General features: G+C 57.9%; 20 protein-coding genes. 9 read left to right on the top strand and 11 right to left on the bottom strand.

Annotated features, from left to right (window positions below; genetic code table 11):
- Positions 1-444: 444 nt before the first annotated feature.
- The 5 genes from QZR30_RS09615 to QZR30_RS09595 form a co-directional block, all read right to left on the bottom strand.
- Positions 445-969, bottom strand: coding sequence for a hypothetical protein (locus QZR30_RS09615; protein ID WP_046068028.1), 525 nt, complete (start codon positions 967-969; stop codon positions 445-447).
- Between the two features lie 290 nt (positions 970-1,259).
- Positions 1,260-2,675 carry an efflux transporter outer membrane subunit gene (locus QZR30_RS09610; RefSeq protein ID WP_057022387.1) on the bottom strand — a complete coding sequence of 472 codons (1,416 nt, stop codon included), beginning with the start codon at positions 2,673-2,675 and terminating at the stop codon, positions 1,260-1,262.
- On the bottom strand, positions 2,672-5,851 hold the full coding sequence (locus QZR30_RS09605; protein ID WP_311903242.1) for an efflux RND transporter permease subunit: 3,180 nt from the start codon (positions 5,849-5,851) through the stop codon (positions 2,672-2,674). The genes QZR30_RS09610 and QZR30_RS09605 overlap by 4 nt, the downstream gene beginning before the upstream one ends.
- 15 nt (positions 5,852-5,866) lie before the next feature.
- Positions 5,867-7,108, bottom strand: coding sequence for a multidrug efflux RND transporter periplasmic adaptor subunit MexE (gene mexE, locus QZR30_RS09600; protein WP_046072445.1), 1,242 nt, complete (start codon positions 7,106-7,108; stop codon positions 5,867-5,869).
- A gap of 265 nt (positions 7,109-7,373) precedes the next feature.
- Positions 7,374-8,291 carry a LysR substrate-binding domain-containing protein gene (locus tag QZR30_RS09595; protein ID WP_046068031.1) on the bottom strand — a complete coding sequence of 306 codons (918 nt, stop codon included), beginning with the start codon at positions 8,289-8,291 and terminating at the stop codon, positions 7,374-7,376.
- 100 nt (positions 8,292-8,391) lie between these two features.
- On the opposite strand from QZR30_RS09595, the gene QZR30_RS09590 reads away from it, so the two are divergent.
- Both QZR30_RS09590 and ycaC read left to right on the top strand, forming a co-directional pair.
- Positions 8,392-9,081, top strand: coding sequence for an isochorismatase family protein (locus QZR30_RS09590; protein WP_046068032.1), 690 nt, complete (start codon positions 8,392-8,394; stop codon positions 9,079-9,081).
- Between the two features lie 63 nt (positions 9,082-9,144).
- The gene (ycaC, locus tag QZR30_RS09585; protein WP_046068033.1) at positions 9,145-9,771 is read left to right on the top strand and encodes an isochorismate family cysteine hydrolase YcaC; all 627 of its coding nucleotides are present in this window, start codon (positions 9,145-9,147) and stop codon (positions 9,769-9,771) included.
- A 62-nt stretch (positions 9,772-9,833) separates the two neighbouring features.
- Here ycaC and QZR30_RS09580 read toward each other — a convergent pair whose 3' ends face one another.
- Positions 9,834-10,415 (bottom strand): helix-turn-helix domain-containing protein, encoded by a 582-nt coding sequence (locus tag QZR30_RS09580; RefSeq protein WP_046068034.1) that lies wholly within the window; start codon positions 10,413-10,415, stop codon positions 9,834-9,836.
- A 152-nt stretch (positions 10,416-10,567) separates the two neighbouring features.
- Here QZR30_RS09580 and QZR30_RS09575 point away from each other — a divergent pair, with 152 nt between their 5' ends.
- Positions 10,568-11,461, top strand: coding sequence for a DMT family transporter (locus QZR30_RS09575; protein WP_059397403.1), 894 nt, complete (start codon positions 10,568-10,570; stop codon positions 11,459-11,461).
- Positions 11,462-11,477: 16 nt separating this feature from the next.
- Here QZR30_RS09575 and QZR30_RS09570 read toward each other — a convergent pair whose 3' ends face one another.
- Positions 11,478-12,650: an alginate lyase family protein gene (locus QZR30_RS09570; protein WP_199525541.1), complete on the bottom strand. Its 1,173-nt coding sequence runs from the start codon at positions 12,648-12,650 to the stop codon at positions 11,478-11,480.
- A gap of 61 nt (positions 12,651-12,711) precedes the next feature.
- A complete protein-coding gene (locus QZR30_RS09565) occupies positions 12,712-13,524 on the bottom strand; it encodes a MipA/OmpV family protein (protein ID WP_046068037.1) in 813 nt (270 codons plus the stop codon).
- 219 nt (positions 13,525-13,743) lie between these two features.
- Between QZR30_RS09565 and QZR30_RS09560 the strand changes: the two genes are divergently transcribed.
- Together QZR30_RS09560 and QZR30_RS09555 are read left to right on the top strand one after the other, a co-directional pair.
- The gene (locus QZR30_RS09560) at positions 13,744-14,433 is read left to right on the top strand and encodes a response regulator (RefSeq protein WP_046068038.1); all 690 of its coding nucleotides are present in this window, start codon (positions 13,744-13,746) and stop codon (positions 14,431-14,433) included.
- 5 nt (positions 14,434-14,438) lie between these two features.
- Positions 14,439-15,614, top strand: coding sequence for a sensor histidine kinase (locus QZR30_RS09555; RefSeq protein ID WP_311903241.1), 1,176 nt, complete (start codon positions 14,439-14,441; stop codon positions 15,612-15,614).
- 171 nt (positions 15,615-15,785) lie between these two features.
- On the opposite strand, the gene QZR30_RS09550 is transcribed toward QZR30_RS09555, so the two are convergent.
- The 3 genes from QZR30_RS09550 to QZR30_RS09540 form a co-directional block, all read right to left on the bottom strand.
- Positions 15,786-17,021 (bottom strand): aromatic ring-hydroxylating oxygenase subunit alpha, encoded by a 1,236-nt coding sequence (locus QZR30_RS09550; RefSeq protein ID WP_059397401.1) that lies wholly within the window; start codon positions 17,019-17,021, stop codon positions 15,786-15,788.
- Positions 17,022-17,214: 193 nt separating this feature from the next.
- Positions 17,215-18,576, bottom strand: coding sequence for an MmgE/PrpD family protein (locus QZR30_RS09545; protein WP_046068041.1), 1,362 nt, complete (start codon positions 18,574-18,576; stop codon positions 17,215-17,217).
- Positions 18,577-18,707: 131 nt separating this feature from the next.
- Positions 18,708-19,664, bottom strand: coding sequence for a LysR substrate-binding domain-containing protein (locus QZR30_RS09540; RefSeq protein WP_046068042.1), 957 nt, complete (start codon positions 19,662-19,664; stop codon positions 18,708-18,710).
- Positions 19,665-20,029: 365 nt separating this feature from the next.
- On the opposite strand from QZR30_RS09540, the gene QZR30_RS09535 reads away from it, so the two are divergent.
- The 4 genes from QZR30_RS09535 to QZR30_RS09520 all read left to right on the top strand — a co-directional run bounded on the left by QZR30_RS09535 (position 20,030) and on the right by QZR30_RS09520 (position 24,300).
- Positions 20,030-21,064 (top strand): quaternary amine ABC transporter ATP-binding protein, encoded by a 1,035-nt coding sequence (locus tag QZR30_RS09535; protein WP_046068043.1) that lies wholly within the window; start codon positions 20,030-20,032, stop codon positions 21,062-21,064.
- A 46-nt stretch (positions 21,065-21,110) separates the two neighbouring features.
- Positions 21,111-22,064: a glycine betaine/L-proline ABC transporter permease ProW gene (gene proW, locus QZR30_RS09530; protein WP_046068044.1), complete on the top strand. Its 954-nt coding sequence runs from the start codon at positions 21,111-21,113 to the stop codon at positions 22,062-22,064.
- 41 nt (positions 22,065-22,105) lie between these two features.
- The gene (proX, locus tag QZR30_RS09525) at positions 22,106-23,131 is read left to right on the top strand and encodes a glycine betaine/L-proline ABC transporter substrate-binding protein ProX (protein WP_046068045.1); all 1,026 of its coding nucleotides are present in this window, start codon (positions 22,106-22,108) and stop codon (positions 23,129-23,131) included.
- Positions 23,132-23,229: 98 nt separating this feature from the next.
- Positions 23,230-24,300, top strand: a complete 1,071-nt coding sequence (locus QZR30_RS09520) for a GlxA family transcriptional regulator (protein WP_056845896.1) — start codon at positions 23,230-23,232, stop codon at positions 24,298-24,300.
- The last annotated feature ends 47 nt before the right edge of the window (positions 24,301-24,347 follow it).

Raw genomic sequence — 24,347 nt, 5'->3', positions numbered from 1 at the left:
GAGATCATGAAAGGTCTTATTGCGTTGCCGTGTGTCGCGTTAATGCTTTTGTCTGCTCAGGTGTCGGCCTTGTGTCTGTATATAAGTGATAGCTATAGCGGGCTTTTGCAACCTGGTGTCGAAACGACTGTGTATGGCCCGTTCACAATAACTTCTGCTAATGGATGTGCGGGTGCGACTATTGATGTCTCAGCTTCCACGGGAGGAGGGAGGGCGCCACAGTTGATTATTCAAAAGCAGTTGGGAGTTTCTTGGCAATCTGTTGCGACAAGCTTTGGGAGCAGCGCTTCATACTCTGGATCGTTTGGTACCTATCGAGTCGCTATGTTCAATTCTGACCCTGATGTGAAATCCTACTCAGGCACAGCCAAATACGGCCGCTGAAGGCCTGCAATGGCAGTGCGTTAAGATCCTCCTTAGCGCACTGCCCAAACGACTTGGAATTCAAGCTCGCTCATGAATCTTTAAATCACTTCTGGAAGAATTGACGAAGTAGGTCAATGCACCTATCGCGTGATTAGCATCTATCATCCCCCGCCGCCACCTTAAAGTATCTTCTTTCACGTCTGCAGGATTATTTTCAAGAAAATCATTGTAGTCCTCAAGCCGCTCATTAAACAAAGCGATGGCGTTGAATTTAACGTCTGTGTCTGTAGGGCGACCATCTGCACCACTCGCCAAGTTGCCTTCGGCGAATATTACATATGCATGTATATCTATCATTTCATTGTCGAATAATTGTCGCGCTACTTTTCTGAGTTCATTCGAGCTTATGGCTGTCATGTCAAAGTCCTTTAAATACTCTTTCAGGTCGGCGATTTTTTTTGTTTCACTAAGATTGAGTGTGTCAGCTGCTACGGTCTCCTCAGTGATCGTGAATGCATTCGTTATTTGCTCAGGGTTTTTAATAACGTAAGCATTGGTTGCCTTGGTATACCTCATCTGCTCAGCAGTCAACATGATAGCCATGTCGCCTTCCTCCATTGTTAAGTGACACTGGGTTGTCGACGCTTGTGCCAATTACTTTAGCGTGGGTGTAACGCTTGCCTACATGAAGTGCACAGTTGTTTCTGAAGTATTTAAACCTGGAAGCCAGATATAGCGCGGTACTAAGAAATTACCTACGAAGGACTTCTTAATTGTCTTACAGAAACAGCTTTCAATATTTTAGGAAGTTCTGGCAAAAAAAAGCCCCGTGACCGAATGATCCACGGGGCTAAAAATTGGCTGGATGCGACCAACCAAAGGAGCTCTTTACATCACTTGCTGCTGGCGACTACGGTATCTGGCTGCCAACCACCACCCAATGCCTTGTAGATCGCCACGATGCCGCGATACAGATCCACTTCGGCCTGGGCCTGGGAATCTTCGGCAGCCAGGCGTTCGCGCTGGGCGTCGAGCAATACCAGGAAGTCCACGGTGCCTTCGCGGTAGCGGATCGCCGCGAGATCGGCGGCGGCGCGGCTGGATTCGCTTTGACGGATCAGCGAGACCAGGCGTTGTTGACGCTTGCCGTAATCGCTGAAGGCGTTTTCAGACTCTTCCAGCGCCAGCAACACCTGCTGCTCATAGGTCGCCAACGCGCCGTCGGCTTCGGCATTCGCACCGCGCAAACGCGCACGCACACTGCCCAGGTCAAATGCGGCCCAGGTAATGCTTGGGCCCAGGGACCAGGCATTCGCCGCGGCCGAACCGATCTGCGAGCCCCGCCCGGCGGTGAAGCCTAGGAAGCCGCTGAGGCTGACCCGTGGGAACAGGTCGGCCTTGGCCACGCCGATCCGTGCAGTGGCGGCGGCCAGCTTGCGTTCGGCGCTGAGAATGTCCGGGCGACGTTGCAGCAATTGCCCTGGGTCGCCAATCGGCAACGCCTTGGCAATCGCCGGCAGGTCTTTGGGGCTCAGGTCCACGCTCAGCTTGTCGGGGCGCTGGCCGAGGAGGGTGGCGATGCGATTGCGTTCGCGCACTTGTTCGGCCTGCAGTTGCGGCACGCTGGCTTCCACCGCCGCCAGGCGCGCATCCGCACGCTCCACGTCGAGCTGATCACCGACGCCGGCATCACGCAGGCTGACGGTGATGGCGCGCGATTCCTGCTGATTCTTCAAGTTGTCCAGGGCGATGCGTTCACGCAGTTGCGCCCCGCGCAGCTGGCCGTAGGCATCCACCAGCTCGGCAATCATGGTGACTTGCAGTTGGTACAGGTCGGCTTCGGCCACCTGCTGGTCGGCGTCGCTGGCTTCCAGGTTACGGCGGATGCGTCCAAACAAGTCCACCTCCCAGGCCATGTCCAGGCCCAGGTCGTAGCGCTCGCTGTTGACGCGCTTGGTGGTCTGTCCGGGAATCTGGCCCTTGCCCACATCGCTGCTGGCGCGGGAGGTGACCACCGGCATGATGTCGTTGGCGGCATCATCGCGGATCGCCCGTGCCGCTCGCAGGCGGGCGAAGGCCACGCGTAGGTCGCGGTTACCGCTCAGTGACTGGGTCACCAGTTGGTCGAGGGTCGGGTCGTCGAACTGCTGCCACCAGATGCCTTCGTACTTGGCATGGTCATAGCTTTTGCTGTCGGCTGCAGCCGTGATATTGGCCGCCTCCAACTGTTGGGTCTTGTAATCCGGGCCTACGGCACAGGCGGCGAGCGCCAATACCAGCAAGCTCGGCAGGAATACTTTCACACTCATTGCTGTGTCTCCAGCTTCAAGGCCTTGGCCGCTTTGCGCGCTTCCTGGCGCTCCACATAGCGCCGGATCAGTACGTAGAACACTGGCGTCAGCAACAGACCGAAGAAGGTCACACCGATCATCCCGGAGAACACCGCCACGCCCATGGCATGGCGCATCTCGGCACCGGCACCGCTGGACAATACCAACGGCACCACACCCATGATGAACGCGAACGAGGTCATCAGGATCGGCCGCAGACGCAGGCGGCAGGCTTCCAATACCGCGGCGAGCGGGTCGAGACCTTCCTGCTGTTTATCCTTGGCGAACTCGACGATCAGGATCGCGTTCTTGCACGCCAGGCCCACCAGTACGATCAGGCCGATCTGGGTGAAGATGTTGTTGTCGCTGCCCGAGATGATTACCCCGGTGATGGCCGACAGCAGCGTCATCGGTACGATCAGGATCACCGCCAACGGCAGGCTCCAGCTTTCGTATTGGGCGGCCAGTACCAGGAACGCCAGCAGTACGCAGAGCGGGAACACGAACAGCGCGGTATTGCCCGAGAGGATCTGCTGGTAAGTCAGGTCGGTCCACTCGTAGGTCATGCCGTTGGGCAATTCATCCTTGAGCAGCTTTTCAATCGCGGCCTGGGCCTGGCCGGAGCTGTAGCCCGGTGCCGCGTTGCCGTTGATTTCAGCGGTGATAAAGCCGTTGTAGTGCATCACGCGGTCCGGGCCCGAGGTGTCGCTGACCTTGATGAAGGTTGCCAGCGGGATCATCTCGCCTTTGTTGTTGCGCACTTTCAGCTGGCCGATCTGGTCGGAGTCCTGGCGGAACTGTTGCTCTGCCTGCACGTTGACCTGATAGGTACGCCCGAAGCGGTTGAAGTCGTTGGCATACAACGAGCCCAGGTAGACCTGCAGGGTGTCGAAGATGTCGCTGATCGCTACGCCGTGGGTCTTGGCCTTTTCGCGGTCGATGGCGGCATCGACTTGCGGCACGTTGACCGTGTAGCTGGTGAACAGGCCGAACAGTTCAGGCACCCCGTGGCTCTTGGCGATGACGTTCTGCACTTCTTTATACAGCTCGTCATAGCCGAGGTTGCCACGGTCTTCGATCTGCAGGCGGAACCCGCCAATGGTGCCCAGCCCTTGTACCGGCGGCGGCGGGAAGATCGCCATGTAGGCTTCTTCGATATTGGCGTATTGGCCGTTCAGCGCACCGGCGATTGCACCGGCCGACATGCTCGCGTCTTTACGCTCGTCGAAAGGCTTCAAGGTCACGAACACGATGCCGCTGTTCGGGCTGTTGGTGAACCCGTTGATCGACAGGCCAGGGAATGCAATCGCGGCTTCCACGCCGGGCTGTTTAAGGGCGATCTCCGACATGCGCTTCATCACGTTTTCGGTGCGGTCCAGGCTCGCAGCGTCGGGCAGTTGGGCGAAGGCCACCAGGTATTGCTTGTCCTGGGCCGGTACGAAACCCGTCGGGGTGTGGGCAAACCCGAAGAATGTCAGCACCATCAGGCCGGCGTATACGAAGAGGGCAATGCCGCTGCCGCGAATCACTCGGCGCACGGTGCCCACGTAGCCATGGCTGGCCTTTTCGAAAAAGCGGTTGAATGGACGGAACAGCCAGCCACCGAAGAGCTTGTCGAGGAACCTGGAGAAACGATCCTTCGGCGCGTCGTGAGCGCGCAGCAACACGGCAGCCAGGGCAGGGGACAGCGTCAGCGAGTTGAACGCCGAAATCACGGTCGAGATCGCAATGGTCAAGGCGAACTGCTTGTAGAACTGCCCGGTCAAGCCACTGATAAAGGCGGCCGGGATAAACACCGCACACAGCACCAGCGCGGTGGCGATGATCGGACCGGTGACCTCACTCATGGCTTTTTCGGTAGCCGGGAACGGTTCCAGGCCCAGCTCGATATTACGTTCGACGTTCTCCACCACCACGATGGCGTCGTCCACCACGATACCGATGGCCAGTACCAGGCCGAACAATGACAGGGCATTGAGCGAGAACCCGAACAGGTGCATCACCGCAAATGTACCGATCAAGGACACCGGCACCGCCACCAATGGAATGATCGAGGCGCGCCAGGTCTGCAGGAACAGGATCACCACCAGCACCACGAGGATCAGTGCTTCGAACAGGGTGTGTACCACCGCTTCGATAGAGCCGCGTACAAAGATGGTCGGGTCATAGGCGATGCGGTAATCCATCCCCGCCGGAAAGCTCTTTTTAAGCTCGGCCATCTTGCTGCGCACATCATTGGAGATGTCGATGGCATTGGAGCCGGGGCGCTGGAAAATCGGAATCGCAACGGCGGGCTGGTTATCGATCAGCGAGCGCAGTGCATATTGGCTGGAACCCAGCTCGACCCGGGCGATGTCCTTCAGGCGCGTGATTTCACCGTTGGCGCCGGCGCGAATCACAATGTTCTCGAACTCTTCCTCGGTGACCAGGCGGCCCTGGGTATTGACCGACAACTGGAAGCTGGTGTCACTCGGCGCAGGCTGGGCGCCCAGGGCACCGGCAGCCACCTGGCGGTTCTGCTCGCGGATCGCCGTGACCACATCGGTGGCGGTCAGGTTGCGCGAGGCGGTCTTGTTCGGATCCAGCCAAACACGCAGGGAGTAGTCACCCATGCCGAACAGCTGCACATCGCCGACGCCACCCAAACGGGCCAGTTCGTCCTTGATGTTGAGGATCGCGTAGTTGGACAGGTACAGCATGTCGTAACGCTGATCCGGGGAGGTCAAGTGCACCACCATGGTCAGGTCGGGAGAAGCCTTGTCCACGGTGATACCGATGCGTGTCACTTCCTCCGGCAGCTTTGGCTGAGTCCGCGTCACACGGTTTTGCACTTGCACCTGCGCGTTGTCCAGGTCGGTGCCCAGGGCGAAGGTGATAGTCAGGGTCAGTTTGCCGTCGGCGGTGGATTGCGAGGACATGTACAGCATGTTCTCGACACCCGTGATGGCCTGCTCCAGCGGTGCGGCCACGGTTTCGCCGATGACTTTGGGGTTGGCACCCGGGAAGTTGGCGCGTACCACCACAGTCGGCGGCACCACTTCCGGGTATTCGCTGATCGGCAGTTGGAACAGCGAGATCGCACCTGCGATCAGGATCAACAGCGACAGCACCGCTGCGAAGATCGGCCGCGAAATAAAGAAATTGGAAAAATTCATCTTGAGTCGTATCCCTTAATCCCGTGAAGTCGCGACACTGGCGAGCTTGGGCGCGGGTTTGTCCGGCGCCACTTGCTCCAGGTTGCTGGCTTCAAGCGCTTGTCGTTGTTGGGCCAAGGCGGCGAGGGTTTCCTTGCTGGCCATCGGGATGGTTTCCGGCGCGACCGGCGAACCCGGGCGCACGCGCTGCAGGCCCTTGACGATAACGGTGTCGTCCTTGGTCAGGCCGCTGCGCACGATGCGCAAGCCTTCGATCTTCGGCCCCAGCTCTACCGCGCGGTAAGCCGGCTTGTCGCCTTCCATCACCAGCACGAACTTCTTGCCCAGGTCGGTACCGACGGCTTCGTCGTTGATCAGCACGGCGGAGTAGGTGCCGCTGCCGACCAGCTTCAAGCGCGCATACAGGCCGGGGGTGTACTCACCCTTGCTGTTGTCGAACACCGCGCGGCCGCGGATGGTGCCGGTGGCCGGGTTGACCTGGTTGTCGACGAAGTTCATCTGGCCCAGGTGCGGGTTGCCGGTTTCATTCGACAGGCCCAGATACACCGGGGTGGTAGCGCCACGACGGCCCTGGCGGGCCAGTTCGGTGTACTTGAGGAACACACGCTCATCGGCGTCGAAGTAGGCGTAGACCTTGTCGGTGGAGACCACACTGGTCAGCGCAGTGGTGTCGGCGGTCACCAGGTTGCCGGCCGTGATTTCGGCACGGCTGACGCGGCCGCTGATCGGCGAAGTGACACGGGTAAAGCTCAAGTTCAGGCGGGCCAGGTCCAGCTGCGCCTGGATCCCGGCCATGGCAGCGCGGGCTTCCTGGGCGGCGGTGGTGCGCGAGTCGGCCAGTTCGGCGGAAATCGCATTGCTCTGGCGCAGGCGTTCGCCGCGCTGCGCTTCGTTTTCACTGCGGGTGGCGGCCGCCTTGGTTTGTGCGAGCTGGGCTTCGAGACGACGCACTTCAGCCTGGAAGGGGCGAGGGTCGATCTGGAACAACAGGTCGCCTTTCTTGACCAAAGCGCCTTCTGTAAAAGCGACTTGGTCAATCTGGCCCGAGACCCGAGGACGGATCTGCACGGTTTCCGGCGCTTCGAGGCGCCCAGTGAACTCGTCCCATTCGTTGACCGGTTGTTCCAGTACCTTGGCTACGCTGACCTTGGCTGGGGGCATGGCGGCCGCTTGATCCGGGGTCTTGCCGCAGGCGCTCATCACCACCACGGCCAGGATCGCCAAGGGGAAGCGCAAATGTTTGAGTGACTGTTCCATGAGGTGCATCCGCCAATGTATTTGAGATGGGCGGATCATGCGCGGCGAGGTGGTATGTCACGAATCGAATGAAGCAAAGGTAACTATCATTCGGAATGATATAAGCGCGTACTTAGCTCTCTAGCATGGGGGTTTCGTTAGGGTGCTATCAATAGGCGTGATGACAAAAGACTATTGCCGAGCGTGCAAGGAACCTTTGCGGCTTTTGGTCTTCGGCTTTTTCTGCACGTCAACCTTGAGAGCGGAGCGGGTGCGGTTGTGAGCGTCAGGAGCCGGACTTGACTGAATCTCGTGCATCGAACGCCTCGCCCAGGAAGTCGATCAAGGACCGCACCGATGGCATCAGCCCACGCCTGGACGCAAAGACGACGGTAATCACACCTTCGGCAGGCTGCCACTCAGGCAGCAACGCAATCAGGCGTCCATCGGCGATCTCATCGGCCACGACGGCGATCGGCAGATTGGCGATGCCGACACCACGCAGTGCAGCGTTTTTCAGGGTCGACATGTCGTCGCTGACCAGCCGCGGCGTGTGCTGGACCTGCGCCGTCGCGCCTTGCGGACCGTTCAACTCCCACAGGTACTGCGCCGTCGGGTTGCCCCAGTTGATAGTGGGCAGCCCGGCGATGTCGGCAGGTTGCAAGGGCAGGGGATGGGCCTGCAGAAACGGTGCGCTTGCCACCAGTGCCTGGGGGCTTTTGCCCAGTACCTTCATGACCAGCTCGCTGCTTTCCAGTGGCGGAAAACACAGGCTCAGTGCCAGGTCATAGCCCTCGCTGATCACATCGACCTTGCGGTTGAAGCTTTTTACATTGAGTTCGACGCTAGGGCACTGTGCCATGAATTCTGCCAGCATCGGCGCTACCCAGTGGTTGAGCAGTGCAGTGGTGCAACTCAAGCGAATGACCCCACGCGGCTCTGACTTGTTGAACGCAATCACGTCCTCGGCCGACTCCGCCTCGGCAATCATCGCAACACAATGCCGGTAATAAGCCTGGCCGATATCGGTGACCTGGAATTGCCGGGTGGAGCGCTGTATCAGCCGGGCCCCCAGCCTTGCTTCGAGTTGGCCGACCCTGCGGCTCAAGGTCGACTTCGGCAGGTCGAGGGCACGACCGGCCGCGGCAAAGCCGCCATGTTCGACAACCTTGGCATAGAGGAAGAGTTCGTTCAGGTCGAACATCGGCAGCGTTCCAGTTTTGAGATGGTGAAGCTTAATTCAGCCACTACCGAACGGCCAGTGTGGTGACTAAGGTGGCCCCTCCACGTAAGAGGACATGCCAATGAGCGCATCAGGTAACACAGCAAACTTTAATGGGCAAAAGCCGACCATTGACGCTGCCGATACAGCCATGCTGCTGATCGACCACCAGAGCGGTCTGTTCCAGATCGTCAAGGACATCGAAGTGCCGCAACTGCGTGCCAATGCCATCGCGTTGGCCAAGGCGGCCACCTTGCTGAACATTCCGGTCATCACCACCGCTTCTGTGCCCCAAGGCCCCAACGGCCCGCTGATTCCGGAAATCCACGAAGCAGCGCCGCACGCCCAATACGTCGCCCGCCGTGGTGAAATCAATGCCTGGGATAATCCTGAGTTCCACGCCGCCGTCAAAGCCACCGGCAAGAAAACCCTGGTGATCGCCGGCACCTTGACCAGCGTTTGCCTGGCTTTTCCGTCCATTGCAGCGGTGCATGAAGGCTACAAGGTATTCGCCGTAGTGGACGCTTCGGGCAACCACTCACGCTTGGCCACCGACCTGACCGTGGCGCGCCTGGCACAAGCCGGGGTGGTGCCGATTGACATCATGGGCACGCTGTCAGAGCTGCAAGGTTCGTGGAACCGCCCGGATGCCCAGGCGTGGGCGAATGTCTATACCCAGGCCATGCCGCACTACCAGCTTTTGATCGAGAGCTACATCAAGGCCCAGGAAGTGGCAAACAACCATGAAGCACTAGACTCAGAGCGCAAGTAAACACGCTGGGTTCTTTGCGGTGCGCACATTTCGATGGGCACCCTTTCTATCAGGAGCATCATGATGTCTACACCTTACGTTCGCTTGGACAAAGACAACGCCGCTGTGCTGTTGGTCGACCACCAGGCTGGCTTGCTGTCGCTGGTCCGCGACATCGACCCGGACAAATTCAAGAACAACGTGCTGGCCCTGGCTGACTTGGCCAAGTACTTCAAGCTGCCGACCATCCTCACCACCAGTTTCGAGACCGGCCCCAACGGCCCGCTGGTGCCTGAGCTCAAGGCATTGTTCCCGGATGCGCCCTACATCGCCCGGCCCGGCCAGATCAACGCCTGGGACAACGAAGACTTCGTCAAGGCCATCAAGGCCACCGGCAAGAAGCAACTGATCATCGCTGGCGTGGTGACCGAAGTGTGCGTGGCGTTCCCGGCCCTGTCAGCCCTGGCGGAAGGCTTCGAGGTATTTGTGGTCACCGACGCCTCCGGTACCTTCAATGAACTGACCCAGCAATCGGCCTGGGCCCGCATGTCGGCCAATGGCGCGCAACTTATGACCTGGTTCGGCCTGGCCTGTGAGCTGCACCGCGACTGGCGCAATGATATTGAAGGCCTGGGGACGTTGTTCTCCAACCACATCCCGGACTACCGCAACCTGTTCACCAGCTACAACGCGCTGACCACGGGCAAATAAGCCTGGCAGGGGCTGTGCTGGCGCCCAAGCCACGCAGCCCCGCCGTCTCCAGGGCCTCCTTCTCAGGAATGCTCTATCACCATCACCGCCGTGGTATCCGCCTCGAATGCTTCGAACACATGCGGCACATTTGCCAGGTAGCTGATGTAGTCGCCAGCGTTCAGCAACACAGGCCCGCTTGCCGGGCCTATAAGGGCGCTGCCACTGCACAACACTACGTGCTCTACGGTGCCCGAAGGGTGAGGCTGAGACAGCCGCACTTCGCCGGGCTGCACCTTCAGCCGGTAGATGTCGCGTTGTACCCCCGCAGGGCAATCGGCAAGCAGTGTCGCTGCGTAATTGGCCGTCTCGGCATAGGCGGTCATGCCCTCGTTGGCGCGGATCACCCGTAGCGTCTGCTGGGGTTGCTCGAAGAACCGGGTGACTTGCAAACCCATTGCCATCGCCAGCGCCCATAAGGTCTCGATGCTGGGGTTACCGATGCCCGACTCCAATTGAGACAAGGTCGACTTGGCTACCCCGGCGCGTTTCGCCAATTCGGTCAAGGAAAGCCCGGCGGCCAGGCGCTCGCGTTTGATGGAGAGTGCGAGCAGGTCGATTCGGCTCGGGGTGTTTATGGTCATGGCGTTCGTTATGTCGGTCATTTGTTTTATAAATCATCCTTAAATGAGTTGACGCTTTTAAACGCCTTGTTCAGTATACCGTTCAATAGTTCATTATAAAGTTCGAATTTGCGGCTGTACTGCCTATGGCGGCTCAGGTTACGGCAATGTCGAGAGCAAGGAAGCAGTGAGTGATGAAGGCGCAAACCCGCGGGACCCTCGAAATGATCTCGGCCATGTTGATCTCCGGCACAGTGGGCTGGTTCGTCGTCATGTCGGGGCAGAGCCCGGAGGCCGTGGTGTTCTGGCGTTGCGTGTTCGGTGCCATGGCGATGCTGGTGACGTGCCTGGTGCTTGGGGTACTGCGCCGCTCTGTGATCAGCCTCCGGCAGTTCATGCTGGTGTGCCTGGGCGGGCTGGCGCTGATCCTCAATTGGGTGCTGCTGTTCAGTGCCTACAAACACTCCTCCATCGCCATTGCCACGGTGGTCTACCACGTCCAGCCGTTCATGCTGGTGGGCCTGGGCGTGCTGTTTTTTGCCGAACGCCTCAGCGCCGCCAAGGTCGGCTGGCTGCTGTTGGCCTTCGCCGGCCTGATGCTGATCGTATCCGCCAAGGGCAGTGGGCAGGCCACGGGTGCCGACTACGTGCTGGGCGTCTGCCTGGCCCTGGCTTCAGCCTTCTTCTACGCGGTGGCGGCAGCGATCACCAAACGCCTCAAGGACCTGCCCGCGCACCTGATCGTGCTGATCCAGATGGTGGTCGGTGCGCTGGTCCTGGCCCCGTTCGTGGATGTGGGCAGGGTCGATACGGTGGAGGGCGCCTGGACGTACCTGATCATTATCGGCGTGGTTCATACCGGGCTCATGTCCACCTTGCTGTACAGCGCCATCCAGAAAATCCCCACGGCGCTGGTGGGGGCTCTATCATTCATCTATCCGATCGTGGCCATCCTGGTCGACTGGGTTGCCTTTGCGCATCCGCTCAGCGTCCTGCAAGTGATCGGAGCGAGCGCCATCCTGCTGGCGGCTGCGGGCATGAACTTCGGTTGGTCGCTGGGTCGCGCCCCGCGTCAGGAAGTGACGTAGGGGCGCACTGAGACCCTCACGGCATCAGCTGAGTGTTGGACAGCCCGTATTCCCCCAACGAATACAGCAAGGTTCCATACCCTAACTGATCGTAGCCACCGCTGTTCGGCCCGTAATCACCGCCACCACCTTCCACCTGGACCTTCTGCGCGAAGGCTTTCACGTACGGCGCCTTGAGGCCTTTAAGCACGACGTAGTGGTTGTAGAGCAGTTCCCAGATCGGACGGATGTCGCCGCGATGTTCTGGCGAGATAACGGTTTGCTTGAAACCGTTGTTGATAAAGGGGGTGAATGGCACGTCGTGGCCCAGGTTGTACTTGGCCACGTACTCGGCGCCTTGTAGCACGCGGTTGTTCTGGTAACCGAACAAGTCCTCACCCTGACTCCAGGCCATTTGGCAGAAACTGCCGAGCAAGGCGATATCGAGCAATGTATGCGCCTGGTCACGCCCGCTTTCCTGGGTTTGGCCCAAGCCATTGCCGTAGAGCTTCCAAACCACGTGCTCAATGGCACCGTTGCCAGCGCCATGTTTGAAATAGTTGACCGCTTCATCATAGATATCGCGGCGGTCGGTCAGTACGCCAATCGCCAGCATCGAGTTCATGTTCGCCAGGTCCCAGTTCGCCCAATAGTGGTCGACCAGCGCGTTATTGTGACGTACCAGGAAATCATGATTCATCGGGTAGAAGACCGTGAGCATCATGCGCTGGAATTGATGAAAGTCCGCAGCCGTCCACCTTGAATAACCGCGCAGTAACTCTGCGGCATTGGCGAGTTGATAACCATACAAACCGGATGCCAGGAAACGATCCGATGTGCCTTCAATCGCCGTCAGGGTGGTGGACCATTGGTTCAACATCGCTACGGCTTTGTCGGCATACGCGGTATCGCCCGAAAGCTGCCAGCGCAGGGCCAAGGCGTACGCGGCGGCAGCGTCGTTGAATAACCTGGCGTAGTTTTCCGGATGTCGGCCATCTGCGCCCCGATACACCACCGCGACCGGGTTCGGGTTCCAGGCCAGGGAGGCGTGCCGGTTGGCGATCAGCTTCTGCCAGCCGGCCAGCCACGGCTGGTTATGGTTGGCCAGTTTTTCGCGGATGCGTATGAAGTCCTCCTCGGTCTGCAACAGGCCTGGGTGGACGAACGCGGAGGCTTGGACACCGATACTCAGCGGCAGCGCGGCGAGCATCAGGAGACGGCCCCAAGCACGGAACAATTGAGCAAAACCCGGCATGCCTGGCGCCTCGTTATCAGAAGGTGTAGTTGATGGCGAACATGCCCAGGCCGGCGCTCTCACGTCGGACCAGCGGGCTGTTACGGGCCTGGTCGGCGTACTGGGTCAGCGTCAGGCTGACCAGCGTCGACCAGTGTGCGTCCAGGCTGTGCTGCCAGTTCATGGCGGCGGAGTAGGCGTAGATCCCGGCATCGGCGCTGTATTTTCCATAGAGCGAACGCTGGCTCTGTGCCTGGCTGACGCCGAAGAAGGTCTGGTTGTAGCGGCCATCGCCGGCATGGGCGTCAATGTCCAGGGCCAGGGTGTCGCTGTCGGTATGCATCAGGATGCCTTCCAGGCCAAAGCGGTAACGGTTGCCACGGTGCTCGCCGGCCATGCGCAGTTCGGCTTCGCCGCTGACCGACAGCCAGTCAAGCAGTTGCTGGCTGAGGGTGAAGTCGGCCACGGTGGCGCCGTTGACATCGCCCATGCCGTTCAGCTCGCGGTCACCCGGGCGGCTGGCGCTGTCCTTCTCCTTGCGACCCAGGTCGTAGTTGATCGCCGCGCTGGCGCCAAAGCCGCTGTCGGATTGAAATTGCAGGCCCAGCCCACGGGTGGTGTCGGCGAACAGCACGCCACGCTGGATGCTGAACATCGGCAGCACAAGCGCGCGGTAGCGGTCGGCGCCCATGTAGCGCGGCGTGATCCCCATGCCAAGGCCCAGGGTAGTGGTGGTTTTGTCGGCTGCCGGGCTGGCGTCGGCCGCCTGTGCCGGGGCCGCGAGCGTGCAGGCCATCAATGCGGCGGCGCCCCATAGCGCGGTACGGGTAGGAGGAGTGGTCAAGTTCATGGTGAAACCCTTTCAGCGGAGGAAAATAGCGGTGCGCCGGACAGCGTGGCGACCAACAGCAAAACCGCGCCAAGACGTTCAGGCAGCTGGATAGGCTTGGACAGCGATGCAGTGGTCGGCATAGGATCGGCTCGCGAAAGCCGGGCGTAGGGCAATACTGCCCGCGGACTTTCAATAAACCGTTCGTGAATTATCAAGGTTTCATCAAGAGGCTTCTTTGTGTCAGGAAAACGTATCCTCATCGTCGAAGACGACGCCGACAGCGCCAACATTCTCGAAGCCTATCTGCGTCGGGACGGTTTTGAGGTCGCCCTGGCCGAAGATGGCCAGCGCGGTCTGGACCTGCACAAAAGTTGGCGGCCCGACCTGATATTGCTCGACGTAATGCTGCCGCGCTTGAGTGGCACCGAGGTGTTGTCTGCGGTGCGGCGCAGCAGTGATACGGCGGTGATCATGGTCACGGCAATGGGCGACGAGCCGGAAAAACTCGGCGCCTTGCGCTATGGCGCGGACGACTATGTGGTCAAGCCCTACAGCCCACGCGAGGTGGTGGCGCGGGTGCACGCGGTGTTGCGGCGTACCACGGGCAGCCAACCGGTGGAACAGTTACTGCGTCATGAAAACCTGCGAGTGGACCTCATCGCCTTTACCGCGGCCATTGAATACCGCGATGCGCCGTCGCAGTTGCTGGACCTGACGCCGACGGAGTTCAAACTGTTGGTCACCTTGCTGAAGACCCCCTCCAAGGCCTTCACCCGTAATGAGCTGCTGGAAATCTGCTTGCCGGAAAGCGAAGCCCTGGCCCGCGTTGTCGACGCCCATGTGCACAACCTGCGGCGCAAGCTCGAAACCCATGGCATCGTCGGGGTACTGGTGACGGTGCGTTCCATCGGCTATCGATTCAGGTGAGCACCATGCTTGAGAACTCACGGGTCAACGACAAACCCCTGTGGCGCTGGGTCGGCATGCGCATGAGCCTGTTGGCGATCGGCGCGGTGGTGGTGATCGCAATCTGCATGTGGATCAACTTCAGACTGTCGGACCAGTACTTTGTGCAGCACCTGCCGCCAGCGGCGCGCGAGGAGTTGCTGCAGCTGCGCGTCGAGCCGCAGCTCAATGAGACACGCTTGCGCCAACTGGTTGCTGAATATTATCCGGTGGAATTCTTCCTGCCGGACATGGCCAACCGCGACTGGCTGATTCTGGCTTGCCTGGTGCTGGCAGCTATTCCGATCATCATCGCCTGTGGCTTGTGGTTTTCGCGGCCCTTGTCCAGCCAGTTCTCGGCGATTGCCCAGGGCGCGCGACGGGTTGCCGGCGGTGATTTCCTGACGCGCCTGCCGGTTCATCGCGACGCACCCGATGAGCTGCAGCGACTGATTGGCGACTTCAACAGCATGACGACGCAACTGGAGCGCTATGAGCGCGATGTACGCGAGTCCAGCGCGGTCATCGCCCACGAACTGCGCACGCCGTTGAACGCCGCCATGGGCCGGGTGCAGGGCATGCTCGATGAGGTGTTCCCCAGCGATGCCGCGCAGTTGGGCATGGTCAAGCGCCAGCTCGATCAACTGCGAAAACTGGTGGATGACCTGCACCTGTTGTCGATGGCCCGGGCCGGCCGGTTGGTGCTGGAGCGCAGCGATTTTTCCTTGGCGGCCCTGGTCGCCGAACGACTGGCCTGGTTCCAGCCGCAACTGAATGAGGCCCGCGTGCGTGCGCAGGTCAGCATTGCCGATGGGTTTCGTCTGCATGCCGATCGCGATCGCCTGGGCCAGGTGATCAATATCCTGGTGGATAACCTGCTGCGTTACGCGGCTAGCGGGGGCAAATTGAGCGTCACGGCGCATAAAGTCGAAGACCGGGTGGTGTTAGAGATCGGTGACCGCGGCCCAGGTATCGAGGTTCAGCACCTGGACAGCGTATTTGACCGCTTCTGGCGGGCGGAGCGCTCCAGGGCGCGTTATTCAGGCGGCAGCGGGCTGGGCTTGTCCATCGCCCGCGCAATCTGCCATGCCCATGGCGGAGCCATTACCGCCAGCAACCGCGCCGAAGGGGGCACGCTGATCCGGGCGGAGTTTGCGCTGTAGTTTTTTCGGGCTATATGTCTATGGCTGGATAACTATTAAATAAAGGTAAATATGCCGTCGACGGCGGTCATTCGAGCGCCTGAGAAAGGAGGGGAAGCAGTGGGCAAAACAACGAGGAGTTGCTAAGGCGTAAGCCTTCCTATTGAAAGGCTTACCCATCAGGCGGCGTTCTTAGCCGACAGACTTCAAGGGAATAGGCCCTTTGATCCTTTCCATCATAGTGGCGCAATACCAATCATCGAATTGGCAGACACCGGTCTCGGCGGTTTCGGAGTACGGGCCTGGCTCATAAGAGGGTGAGGTCACACCGCGCTGCGTGCCTTCTACGAGGGTACGGTCCTGATCGTTGGTAGCGATCCATACCTTGGTCAATCGATCAATGTCGTAGTCCACGCCTTCTACGGCGGTTTTAAGCACCAGCCATTTCGTGGTCACCAAGGTTTCCGTCGCGCTGATGGGGAGCACGCGGAAGCTCAGAGCGTGGTCCCCCAGGAAGTGGTTCCACGTCGACGGATAGTTGAAGTACAGCAGTGCGCCGATATCCGCTTCGCCGGTGGTATCCAGGCGGCTGGTGACCGCGGGCTTACCGTCCATGGTATAGCTCACCGCGCCCTTGGACAATGGGATGCGGGTCATGCGGAACTGGCCGTTGATGTCCATCACCAAGCGACTTGGCAAGCCGACTTTTTCGCATTTGTTCCAGTAAGCGGAAAGCTCCGGGTCGTCGCCGCCGCTGGTACCGCCCACAGAAAGGTTGTCCACGAACGATTGCAGCAACTCGGGGTGGGAGCCGTCGCAGTGATAGCACTCACGGTTATTTTCGAAGACCAGTTTCCAATTGCCCTTCTCGACGATATTGGACTCGAAGGCCACTTTGCAATCATCGAGATTGTGCGGGGCGACAAAGGGTGTCACGGCGGTACGGAAGCTCTCGAAATCCGGTGCTTTGTTCGCGACACACACATAAATAAAGGTGTTCACGATTTCGCAATGAACGCTTTTTAGGTTGTATTCGGATTTGTCAAAATCCTGGCCCATGTTCCCGGCGAACAGCAGATTGCCGTCCAACTCGTAGGTCCACTTGTGGTAAGGGCACACCATCTTGGCGACTTTGCCATGGTCGGCTTCACAGATTTTTGCCCCGCGGTGGCGGCAAGCATTGTGAAATGCACGCACTTCGCCGTCCTTGCCACGCACTACAGCCACAGGATAGTCCCCCACTTGCAGCGTGAAGTATTGACCAGGCTTTTCCAATTCAAATGTGTGCCCCGCGAAGATCCAGTCTTTGTGCCAAATCTGCTCTAGGTCCTGGCGATAGACGCCTTCGCTGCTGTAGAGCTTTCCCGGGAGTGAGTGCCAAGGTTTACGTTGGGCAATCAGGTCAAACACAGTTTCTTTATTATCCATCTTATCCTCCCAGGATAAATAACGTGAGCGCTCACCTTTAACGGTGACTTTTATAGTGCTCTAAAAGATTGGTATCGGTTGGCAGCTTAATAAAGGTGCAACAACTTCATGTTCTTTTTAGATAGAGGACAGCCTAGGGGGCTGTCGCGACGCCCGCAAACGACATTTCGTAGGGGCAATCAATAATTTCAGGTTATCGATGAGCCCCTTCCTCGGAATGCGTAACCCTTGAAAATATAGGCTCCAGCGTCGTAATGGCTGAGTGCGCCTGACTCAATGAATGAATCGCGTGCTTCACCGCAAGGCTTCGTTCAACTCCAAGATGGCTACTGAATAGGTCGAATTTTCCATCCAGTTCAGCGGCCGTCATCGCGGTATGCGGATCACCTTTTGCCGCAGTAACAGGGCTGACGATGATCGTACCGTCTTGCAAGGTAAGGGTAAGTCTGGAAAGAATTTCATCCGGGAAACGCGCGGAAATATCCGCCGCTTCGACAATCTCGATGCGTGAACTCAGCGAGAGAATATCGGGTGCGGTGATTGAGTTCCCCGTGACCTCATCAGGCCCCACTTTGCCTCTGACAATCAGCGCTGCAAGCGGAAACGCCAACGCGTATTGGGCTTCATCTGCGTTGCGTGGGGTATGACCCTGCAGGCACATCGATTCGAAGAACGTCTCTACACGGATTGTTTCAATGGTGTCAGCGCTCAACTCGGGATGCTGGCGCTGTATTTCAAGCATCGCCGTCAAGGCGGGTTGCGCCCATCTGCACACGGGCCAGGGCTTGAAGTACTGGCTATCAATTTCCCAGTGTTCCCCCATGGCGGCCCAATGTGCCGCGACGCTTGGGTCCTCCACGGTTTCAGCGGGTGCGCCGGTCATACCCGCCTGCGCCATCAACAATGCATTCAAGCCAACGTAAACACCTGCTCCATGTGCATCGCGCAACATGGTCGGTGCCAGCACCACACGCATCATTGGGCAGCGTGCGCTGAAATACTCGGCAATGCCCAAAGCGTGCCGAAAGGTTGGCTCATCAAACTCAAGCAATCGTGCTCCAGCACACACCACCCCCATGGCGGTAAAACCACCAGAGGCGTGGTAGGTGGGCGAGGTTGCCATCAGTGCAGTGCCAGCGCGCAGCGCGGTTTCATAGCCAATGCACAGCGCCGACAGAAATTCGTGCCCGCTGATGTCCTGTCCGTTGTGGTGCAATGCATCGGTCAAGGCCAGCAACGCCGGAACCACCGTTGCGCCGGCGTGCCCTTTGGATTTGAAGTGCCCTTCGTGAGCGTCCAGGCTGTCTGCGGAAAATCCGCCAGCCCAGGCGGCTCCAAGCATACTCACGCGCTGGCCATCGAACATCAGCCGGCTGGTGTACACACCACCGGGGTAGTGGAGGCGCGCATAGCTGCGCATTATCTCGCTGGTGTCATTGGATGCCGCACCGGCCATCACACCGACGATATCCAGCAGGCTATTTCTGAGTATGGCTTGCGTGTGGGCGGGTGCTTGCTGGAGATCGAAATCGCGACAAAATTCGAACAGTGACATCCCGGGCATTCCTTACGAAAATTATTATGGTGTCGCTGCACGATGGCCCAGCGAGGGCTCACCGTTCCAGCAACATTTTCGTAGGGCAATCGATAACAAAAATGACGACTATGCTTCTAAGGCAGGCGGCGTCAGCGGGGGAACTTGGCCAGGAGCCACTCACGAAACCGGCGCAGCTCATCTTCGTTCTCGGCGTTTTCTCGGCAGCTCAAGTAGTGCGAACTGTTGCGCAGCTGAACTTGCTGCTGGATCGGTCGCACCAACACCCCACGCTCTACCAGCCGGGTAACCAGGTGATTCCAACCCAGGGCAATACCTTGGTGGGTCAGCACCATGCTGATCAGCAAGTTGTAGTCGTTGGCATTGAAAATCTGGGGGCTTTCTTGCGGGCGATCATCAATGTCAATCGACTGAAAAGCAAACCAGACACCCCAGTCAACGTGCTCGGCTACCTGGGATCGTCCGTAGGGGCTCAGGTTCAGCAGGGCTGAGTCTCTCAGACCTTCGATCGTCGAGATTTCCGGGTGTTGCTCCAAAAATTTCGGGCTGCAAACGGGATAGATCACGTCATGGCACAACGGGTAGCTTTTATAGTCGTCCCGGACACGGGCCATTTTGGTAATGAAGACGTCCGGCTGTACCCCGGGCTCCATGGTCAGGAAGTTCTGCGTCGTGACCAGGTTCAACTCAATGCCGGGGTTTTGTCTGATGAATTCGGGCAGGTGGTCTGACAGCCATAGGGCGGAAAAGGCGGGGGAGCAGCAGACGGTCAGCATTTTTTTGGAGGACTGGCTGCTGCGGATTCGCTCGGCTGCCTGGGCGATGTTTACAAATGACAGCTGCGCGGCATCAAAGAACACTGCCCCGGCAGAAGTCAGTTCGACAGCACGCCCTACGCGGTTGAAAAGCTGCGCACCCAGGTACTCCTCCAGCTCGCGAATCTGCCGGCTGATAGCCGCCTGCGAAACACAAAGCGCCTCGGCGCCAAGGGTGAAGCTCTCGTACTTTGCAGCCGCTACAAATGCTTTCACGGCCCTCAACGACGGCATTTTCAGCAGAATGCTGTCAGGGTCGACATGCTTTGACATCCTTACGTTCTCCTCATGCAGCCGCTCCCCAACGAAGCGACGCGAGAGTAACTGAAGCCAGACGGTAAAAACGGCGTGCAGGTCGTTTTTGAGACATAACGGGTCGCGCCTGGGTGCCGCAGCCAGAAAACTGTCCGCTTGAGACGACCTATAACCCGACGTTATCCAATTGTCCCCCTAAATGTAGTTGGAATTGACGGTGTGTTAATACTAAATTTGAAACATCCCTCTTTCCTAGGGGCCGAAAAATAATAAAAGGAAACCCGTCGTGAAACTCCCTATTCATTACCGCTGCCGTTTAAAACTATTTTCGATCGTTTACGTATCGCTTAAAGCGAATAGTGCTGAACACGAAGGGGCAAGGTATGACTAATTCCGACGAAATCATTTCCGTCAAAAATGTCTATAAGGTATTCGGCACTCAGCCGGACCTCGCAATGAAGTTGTTGGCTGATGGGGCCTCTAAAGAAGAGGTCTTTAAAAAAACCGGGCAAGCTATTGGCGTCTTCGATGCGAACTTCTCCGTCCGCCGCGGCGAGATCTTTGTCATCATGGGGCTGTCGGGCTCCGGCAAGTCAACCATGGTCCGCTTGTTCAACCGCTTGATTGAACCGACCAGTGGCTCGATCTTTCTGAATGGTAAGGAAATCACTGGTCTGGCGGATAAAGATCTTCTGCAAGTGCGCAGGAAAGACATGGGTATGGTCTTTCAATCCTTTGCACTGATGCCGCACATGAGCGTCATCGACAACGTCAGCTTTGGTTTGGAGATCAGCGGCGTCGCCGAGAAAGAACGCTACTGCCGCGCCATGGGTGCGCTGACCCAGGTTGGCCTTGCTGGTCAGGAATTCAGCTTTCCCCATCAGCTCTCCGGCGGCATGCAACAGCGCGTCGGCCTCGCCCGAGCCCTGGCCAATGACCCGGCGATCCTGTTGATGGACGAAGCGTTTTCGGCCCTTGACCCAATGATTCGCAGCGAGATGCAGGGCGAATTGATCAAGCTGCAGGCCGAGCAGAACCGCACCATCATCTTTATTTCCCACGACATTGAAGAGGCCGTACGGATCGGCCACCGCATCGCAATCATGGAAGGCGGTCGGGTGGTGCAAATTGGCACCCCGCGTGAGTTGTTGTGCAACCCCATCAATAAATACGTGCGCGATTTCTTTAATGGATTCGACACCAGTCGAATTCTGAAAGCGGGCGATATCGCTCAACAGGACACCAGCATTACCTATGAGCCTGGTCGTCACACCCCTTTAAGAGCAGAAGCTTCGCTCAGAGAGATTCTGCATATCGTCGCGGCCTGCGCAACGCCTATGCCGGTGGTGGATGAAGTTGGCCTGTATAAGGGCTCGATTTCCCAAGGCCATCTTCTGAGCTGCCTGAATAATAGTTAATTTGAATAATCAGAGCAGTCTCAAGTTCTGAGGGCGAGGAAGTATCATGTCGGACTTTAATTATTTGGACCCGTTCCAAAGTTTCACTGTTCCATTGGGCGCTTGGGTTGAAGCGGCACTGACTTACCTGGTGCATAATTTTCGGGAAGTCTTCCGCTCGATTCGCTGGCCGGTTGACCAAGTGCTTGATGGTGTTCAGTGGGGCCTGCTTTCCGTGCCCCCCACAGTATTCATTCTTATCGCCGGATTGGTCAGTTGGCAGATCGGCGGTAAACGAATCGCAATTTTCAGTATCGCTACATTGACCGGACTAGGCTTGATCGGTGTATGGGCCGATGCCATGGTGACTCTCGCTTTGGTCCTGACTTCATTACTCTTCTGTGCGGTTATTGGTATTCCCCTGGGCATCCTCTGTGCCCGCAGCGACCGAATGGAAGTGATCGTGCGTCCGGTGTTGGACGCGATGCAGACATTGCCTGCTTTCGTTTACCTGGTGCCTGTGGTGATGTTGTTTGGCATCGGTAACGTTCCAGGCGTCATAGTGACGATTATTTTCTCGGTTGCGCCCTTGGTGCGCCTGACCAACTTGGGCATCCGCCAGGTACCCGCCGATAAAGTCGAAGCCGCACGTGCGTTTGGCTGCACCGCCACCCAGATGCTGTTGAAGGTCCAACTGCCCCTTGCCGCGCCGACCATGATGGCCGGGTTGAACCAGACACTTATGCTTTCACTTTCGATGGTCGTCGTTGCTTCGATGATATCCGTTGGCGGGCTTGGGCTGATGGTATTGAGCGGCATCGGCCGCCTGGACATGGGGCTGGCCAGCGTCGGCGGTGCCGGCCTGGTACTCCTGGCAGTCTTCCTCGATCGTTTGACCCAAGCGATGGGCGAGCGCAGCAGTGATCTGGCAACCGGCCAGCGTTGGTACGAAACCGGGCCGGTTGGCCTAGTGATGAAACTCAAGAAGAAAAAGAACGTAGCACGCCCAGTGACTAACTAAGCACATCTGCTCACCTACTATAAATTCAAGCGTGATGAAATATGAAACTTGCAAACCTTAAGCAAACCGTCGTCGCGACGCTGATGGCCTCCATGTTGGGTGCAACTATATGTTCGGTAGCGTATGCCGCTGATGCAAACAAACCGGGTGACGGTGTTTCCATCACGCCTATTTTCCCGACCATTGCTGAAGAACGTTTTCGCGGTGAGGTGGCCATTGCAGGCTTGAAAGACCTTGGCTATGACGTAAAAGCCCCCAAGGAAGTTGACTATCCCGCGATGTTCCTGGCGCTCTCCTATGGCGATGCGGATTTCACTGTCCATGAGTGGGAGAACCTGCACGCGGGCTTTTACAAGAAAGCCGGCGGCGACGACACCATGGTGAAAGTTGGCCAGGTCATGAAGGGCGTGCTGCAGGGCTACATGATCGACAAGAAAACAGCCGAAGCCTACAACATCAAGGATCTCTCGGATTTGAAGAAACCGGAGATCGCGAAGTTGTTCGACGCCAATGGCGATGGCAAGGCGGACATGACCGGTTGCAACCCCGGCTGGGGCTGCGAAGTGATGGTTGAACACCACATGAAAGCCTATGGCCTGGGCCCAACTGTCGTGGACAACCGGGGTTCCTACTTCGCGCTGATGGCTGACACTATCGCCAGGTTCCAACAGGGCAAACCTGTGTTGTATTTCACCTGGGTGCCGCAATGGATCTCCAGCGTGCTGGTGGAAGGGCGCGACGTCGTATGGCTGCCAGTTCCATTCACCTCGTTGCCTGATGGCAAAGACAATAAAGACACCTTTTATCAGGGTAAAAATCTCGGTTTCCCAGTGGATACCGTGAATGCTGTAATGAACAAAGAGTTTGCCGAGAAGAATCCGGTGGCTCGCAAGTTTCTGTCAGAAGTCAGCATTACCACGGACGACGAAAGTGCCCAGAACCTGCGCATGCAAAAGGGTGAGAAATCACTCGCTGACATCAAGCGCCATGCCGCCGAATGGATCAAGGCTCACCAAGCGCAATACGATGGCTGGTTGAGTGACGCGCGCGCAGAAGCCAAGCAATAGAAAACAGCAAGGAAAGTACGGCCAGCTCGATTGAGCTGGCCGTAGGCGGGACCGGCTGCGTTTGTTTTACGTAATAAAATGATCAGGTGGCGAAGATAATGGATACCTTCCAAAGCGCGTTGAAGTTACAGAATATTGGATTTCAGCAAACTACCGAGTCGGTCGGTCATGAAAGAGTTGTGCGGGTGGCATTTATTTTGCTCGACCACTTTTCATTAACCTCACTCTCAACAGCGATGGACGCGCTGGCGACCGGCAACCTGATCAACAGTAAGACCGTCTACAAAGTATCGACGTATTCGCTCTTGGGCGGTTTGGTTGGAAGTGATATCGGCATACCGCTGTCTTCGGAAACTTTGAGCGTTGAAAAAATCAATCACGATGCGCTGTTTGTTATCGGTGGTCAGCGAGTAAGGCTGTCCAGCAACCCCACCATTCGCCGCGTATTGAAAAAGACGGCCGGGGGAAGGGGAGTCGTCGCTGGTGTATGGAATGCTGCGTTTTACCTGGCCGATGCGGGCCTGCTCGATGACCAGTATTGCGCCTGTCATGCCGATAGCTGTGCGTTGATCAACGAGTATTACCCCCAAGTGAAAACGGGGGAGGCCGAATACACCTTTGCCCAGCGGCGCGCGACGTGCGCCGGTGCCTCATCTGCTTTGGATATGACCCTGGCAATCATGCAGGACCTCAGCTCACAGCACGATGCTGACCTCGTGGACGAAATCAAACGTGTACATCAACCCAAAAAGCCGCCATTCAACGATGTAACCCTTGGTGCTGTCAGCCTGGTTAAACCGGTTCCTCGGCCGCTGAACGTTGCGGTCTCACTGATGGAAAACCACATTGAGGAACCCATGGAGATCGATGAGATCGCCAGTCACGTGGGGGTTTCGCGTCGGCAGCTTGAACGCAGGTTTGCGCGCTATTTAAACGCGGCGCCCAACCGCTACTATCTGGAGCTGCGACTCACCCGCGCCCGCCAACTGATTATTCAAAGTAATCGCTCGTTGACGGATGTGGCACTCGCTACCGGTTTTGTCAGCTATCCGCACTTTTATAAGCGCTTCAAGGATTTGTTCGGCCTGCCGCCAATGACGTTCAGGGATAACTATTATTCCAGCGACTTTAGCAATTCGGAACGCTATGCAATTGCGGCAGGTTTTTGAAACGCATTTGGCCGTTGTGTAGTCGGTTAGTTATTTAGTTTATTTCG

Source organism: Pseudomonas sp. rhizo25 (assembly GCF_031931935.1).
GTDB lineage: Bacteria > Pseudomonadota > Gammaproteobacteria > Pseudomonadales > Pseudomonadaceae > Aquipseudomonas > Aquipseudomonas synxantha.
The sequence above is the reverse complement of the archived record's forward strand: the minus strand, read 5'-3'. Positions and strand labels throughout refer to the sequence as shown.

Excerpts from the sequence above, each read along its gene's own strand:
- QZR30_RS09615 (WP_046068028.1), bottom strand. The coding sequence starts at position 969 with ATGGCTATCATGTTGACTGCTGAGCAGATGAGGTATACCAAGGCAACC.
- QZR30_RS09610 (WP_057022387.1), bottom strand. The coding sequence starts at position 2,675 with ATGAGTGTGAAAGTATTCCTGCCGAGCTTGCTGGTATTGGCGCTCGCC.
- QZR30_RS09605 (WP_311903242.1), bottom strand. The coding sequence starts at position 5,851 with ATGAATTTTTCCAATTTCTTTATTTCGCGGCCGATCTTCGCAGCGGTG.
- mexE (WP_046072445.1), bottom strand. The coding sequence starts at position 7,108 with ATGGAACAGTCACTCAAACATTTGCGCTTCCCCTTGGCGATCCTGGCC.
- QZR30_RS09595 (WP_046068031.1), bottom strand. The coding sequence starts at position 8,291 with ATGTTCGACCTGAACGAACTCTTCCTCTATGCCAAGGTTGTCGAACAT.
- QZR30_RS09590 (WP_046068032.1), top strand. The coding sequence starts at position 8,392 with ATGAGCGCATCAGGTAACACAGCAAACTTTAATGGGCAAAAGCCGACC.
- ycaC (WP_046068033.1), top strand. The coding sequence starts at position 9,145 with ATGTCTACACCTTACGTTCGCTTGGACAAAGACAACGCCGCTGTGCTG.
- QZR30_RS09580 (WP_046068034.1), bottom strand. The coding sequence starts at position 10,415 with ATGACCGACATAACGAACGCCATGACCATAAACACCCCGAGCCGAATC.
- QZR30_RS09575 (WP_059397403.1), top strand. The coding sequence starts at position 10,568 with ATGAAGGCGCAAACCCGCGGGACCCTCGAAATGATCTCGGCCATGTTG.
- QZR30_RS09570 (WP_199525541.1), bottom strand. The coding sequence starts at position 12,650 with ATGCTCGCCGCGCTGCCGCTGAGTATCGGTGTCCAAGCCTCCGCGTTC.
- QZR30_RS09565 (WP_046068037.1), bottom strand. The coding sequence starts at position 13,524 with ATGAACTTGACCACTCCTCCTACCCGTACCGCGCTATGGGGCGCCGCC.
- QZR30_RS09555 (WP_311903241.1), top strand. The coding sequence starts at position 14,439 with ATGCTTGAGAACTCACGGGTCAACGACAAACCCCTGTGGCGCTGGGTC.
- QZR30_RS09550 (WP_059397401.1), bottom strand. The coding sequence starts at position 17,021 with ATGGATAATAAAGAAACTGTGTTTGACCTGATTGCCCAACGTAAACCT.
- QZR30_RS09545 (WP_046068041.1), bottom strand. The coding sequence starts at position 18,576 with ATGTCACTGTTCGAATTTTGTCGCGATTTCGATCTCCAGCAAGCACCC.
- QZR30_RS09540 (WP_046068042.1), bottom strand. The coding sequence starts at position 19,664 with ATGTCAAAGCATGTCGACCCTGACAGCATTCTGCTGAAAATGCCGTCG.
- QZR30_RS09535 (WP_046068043.1), top strand. The coding sequence starts at position 20,030 with ATGACTAATTCCGACGAAATCATTTCCGTCAAAAATGTCTATAAGGTA.
- proW (WP_046068044.1), top strand. The coding sequence starts at position 21,111 with ATGTCGGACTTTAATTATTTGGACCCGTTCCAAAGTTTCACTGTTCCA.
- proX (WP_046068045.1), top strand. The coding sequence starts at position 22,106 with ATGAAACTTGCAAACCTTAAGCAAACCGTCGTCGCGACGCTGATGGCC.
- QZR30_RS09520 (WP_056845896.1), top strand. The coding sequence starts at position 23,230 with ATGGATACCTTCCAAAGCGCGTTGAAGTTACAGAATATTGGATTTCAG.